Source organism: Moorena sp. SIO1G6 (genome assembly GCF_010672795.1).
Classification (GTDB): domain Bacteria; phylum Cyanobacteriota; class Cyanobacteriia; order Cyanobacteriales; family Coleofasciculaceae; genus Moorena; species Moorena producens.
The window spans coordinates 1-2,928 of sequence record NZ_JAAHFZ010000140.1 but is presented as its reverse complement, the minus strand read 5'-3'; the positions used below and the strand labels follow the sequence as shown (position 1 = coordinate 2,928).

Here is a 2,928-nt window from a genome sequence, read left to right as displayed (position 1 = left end):
TCCTAGCTCTTTCAATATCCATTGTTCCATATTTGTGATAATAGATGCCAGAGGCGATTCTAGCAAGAACACACACTTGACTCTTTTTGTCAAGTTTTATGTTAAGAAAGATGTTTATAAAGCATAGCTTTTTTAAGGGGGGCTGGGGGGGATCATAATCTTGCGGAAAACTTTGAAAACACGCCCTAGCCCCCCAATTTTGCGGTGCGACCCGTGGCGAATTTAATTCGCCAACGGAAAGCGCACCGGCGGGGGAACAAAACTCTCAAAGTCCCCCGCCCCCCTAACCCCCCAAGCGAGGGATTGCTCGCTTGGGGGGAATTAGCGGATGCTTCGCTTTTTTAAAGATGGGGACCCACGGGGGCTTTAACAAAACCACATGATCGCGCATTCATTCCTTGATTCAGCAACGCCAAAAATCCTGTGTACCTAATAAGTATTTAAAACGCTATATTTTAAAATTAAATTACCAAATTTATGGCTATGATTATTGACATTTATCAATTTTATCTAAAGCAATCTTGGCTTTCAAAAGAACTCTCCAATAAGCTAAATTACTAGTCCATGCTGTTCGAGGTAACAAGGTGGGAAGAGATTCTCCTGGAGTCTGGGAGTTATCAATGGATGGTTCTAATGAGTTAGTTTGATCCTGCATAGTGGTATAGATTTTTTATAGATTTAACATAGAATTGAACTAAAAAGTGAGTAGGGAACAGGGAACATGGAACAGATAAAAATAATAATATTTGATTCTTTCAGTACTGAAATTTATTGTTATTATTTCAGATATTAAGTTGTTTTTTATAGTGCAAGAGCTTAGTTAAATTGAGATATTACCGACAACTGCGGCCAAGTCTATAGCGTTTCTCATAGTAATGAGGTACACAGGATTTATTCCCTATTCCCGACTCCCGACTCCCGACTCCCGACTCCCGACTCCCGACTCCCGACTCCCGACTCCCTGCTCCCTGCTCCGTAAAAAATCCCCTGACCATTGAATGCGATCAGCACTAAAGTGGAGGGGATCATTGTTTGGCCAAGGAGTGTTTATTGGCTCTTCAATAATTTCAAATTCACCGTTATCAAAGGGAAGTCCTTGGGCTTTTACTTTAGGCACAACTCGCTCTCGAATTCCTTGAGATGCTTGGGTTAACGCCCGATGGTGACAGTAAGGATTATTCCCTCTGCGGTCAAAGAACACATGAGCAGTCCAAGAGCAACCACCGCGACATAGTTCAGCAAATTCGCAAGTCTTGCAGAAGCCCCACAGATGGGATGTCCCTTTGGGAGTATCGGCTCCTAGGTTAAACCGCAATTCTTCGGTTTCTTCAATAATTGTCCCCAGGGAGTGGTCTCGGATATTACCTCCGGTGTAAGCTGAAGTCGGTAAAGATGGGCAACCTTTGATCGCACCATCGGCTTCAATGCCCAAGGTAGAGAGTCCAGCTTGGCATCCCTGCCAAAATGTCCAGGCATTGCTATCTCCTCGCCCTCGCAGTAGTCGCTCGTAGGGACCGTAATAGCCGATATTATTTCCAGCCTGTACTTTCACCCCTTCGCTATAAGCCCGCTCAACCACACGAGCAATCATGGGATATAAATCCAGCAATTCATAGGGTTGGAGCAGAATGTCATAATTGTCAGCAGCATTGCCCATGGGTACAGTTAACTGAATCTGCCAGGCGAAGATTCCTGCATCCCGAAGCAGCTGGTAAATCTGGGGAAATTCTGGTGCGCTGAGGCGATTGATTTGGGTATTGCAGCCGAAAGGAATACCGGCTTCTTTGAGATGGCTCATGGTCTTAAATGCCCATTGCCAAGAACCCTTTCTCCCCCGTAGGCGGTCGTGGGTTGCTTCTAAGCCATCCACAGAAACGGAAACTACCCGAATTCCAGCTTCTTTCATCCGGCGGGCTGTGTCTAAACTAATCCCAAAGCCACCAGTGGTCATACCACACACCATTCCTGCATCGGTAATGGCTTTGGCAATCTCTAGCCAGTCCGGACGTAAAAAGGCTTCACCGCCAATTAAGGTGACTTCTGTAATCCCGACTTCCGCCATCTGTCTGACCAAATCGAGAGCTTCCTCTGTAGAAAGTTCTTTTGCTCGTGTATGACCAGCACGAGAACCACAGTGCTGACAAGCTAGGTTGCATTTTAGAGTAATTTCCCAAACCGCATAACTAATTCGGCGATAAGTCATAACTAAGCACGTTTGTATCTAGGTTGTAAACACACGAATTGCAGGAAAAGGCAAAAGGCAAGAGGCAAGAGGCAAGAGGGGTAAGAGTGTGGGAAGTTTGGGGAGATAGGGAGATGGCGAGATGGGGAAATAGGGAGATAGGAAACATTTTTATAGCGTTTATCTTACTAAAGAGGTACAGTAAATTTTCGTCTTACCCCGACACCCGACACCCGACACCCGACACCCGACACCCGACACCCGACACCCGACACCCGACACCCGACACCCGACACCCGATTCCCGATTCCCGATTCCCGACTCCGTAGACTATGAAATATTGTCTGTGTTCGCGTCTTTTGAAATGTAACCAATTTGATCAGGAGGTATGGAAGCGCCATACAATGCGATCGCTTGATTAGAGTCGATGTCCCCTATTAAGGGCAGGGTAAGCGCAAGAATCAATAAGCTGTAGCTTATTGAGAAAAAACTGGGTTCATTCTCAACTATTAAACTCTATTGAGAATCAAGTTCTACGAGATTATAGGGGTTTCGAGCCACGATCAACCGATATCCAGCCAATGCACATTATGGGCAATTTTTTCTTGCGCTTACCCTGCTATTAAGGGGAGCACCTCTCCTTCAAATCCGTACGTGAAGGTTTCCCCTCATACGGCTCCTGGATATCCTGGCCTTTCGGTCTGCTCCCATGGATGTATTGGTGACAACTTTGATGTACTGCCATC

Annotated in this window: 4 protein-coding genes; 2 read left to right on the top strand and 2 right to left on the bottom strand. The window is 45.8% G+C overall.

The genetic code is table 11. The features are described 5' to 3' along the window. The first annotated feature begins 213 nt into the window (after positions 1-213). Positions 214-345 carry a hypothetical protein gene (locus F6K63_RS36495; protein WP_287253327.1) on the top strand — a complete coding sequence of 44 codons (132 nt, stop codon included), beginning with the start codon at positions 214-216 and terminating at the stop codon, positions 343-345. Between the two features lie 142 nt (positions 346-487). Here F6K63_RS36495 and F6K63_RS36490 read toward each other — a convergent pair whose 3' ends face one another. Continuing rightward, entirely contained in the window at positions 488-655 is a 168-nt protein-coding gene (locus F6K63_RS36490; RefSeq protein WP_287253328.1) for a hypothetical protein, read from the bottom strand. 243 nt (positions 656-898) lie between these two features. Further along, the gene (locus F6K63_RS36485; RefSeq protein ID WP_287314959.1) at positions 899-2,203 is read right to left on the bottom strand and encodes a nif11-class peptide radical SAM maturase 3; all 1,305 of its coding nucleotides are present in this window, start codon (positions 2,201-2,203) and stop codon (positions 899-901) included. 38 nt (positions 2,204-2,241) lie between these two features. On the opposite strand from F6K63_RS36485, the gene F6K63_RS36480 reads away from it, so the two are divergent. Then, positions 2,242-2,511 carry a hypothetical protein gene (locus F6K63_RS36480; protein WP_287314958.1) on the top strand — a complete coding sequence of 90 codons (270 nt, stop codon included), beginning with the start codon at positions 2,242-2,244 and terminating at the stop codon, positions 2,509-2,511. Positions 2,512-2,928 lie beyond the last annotated feature (417 nt).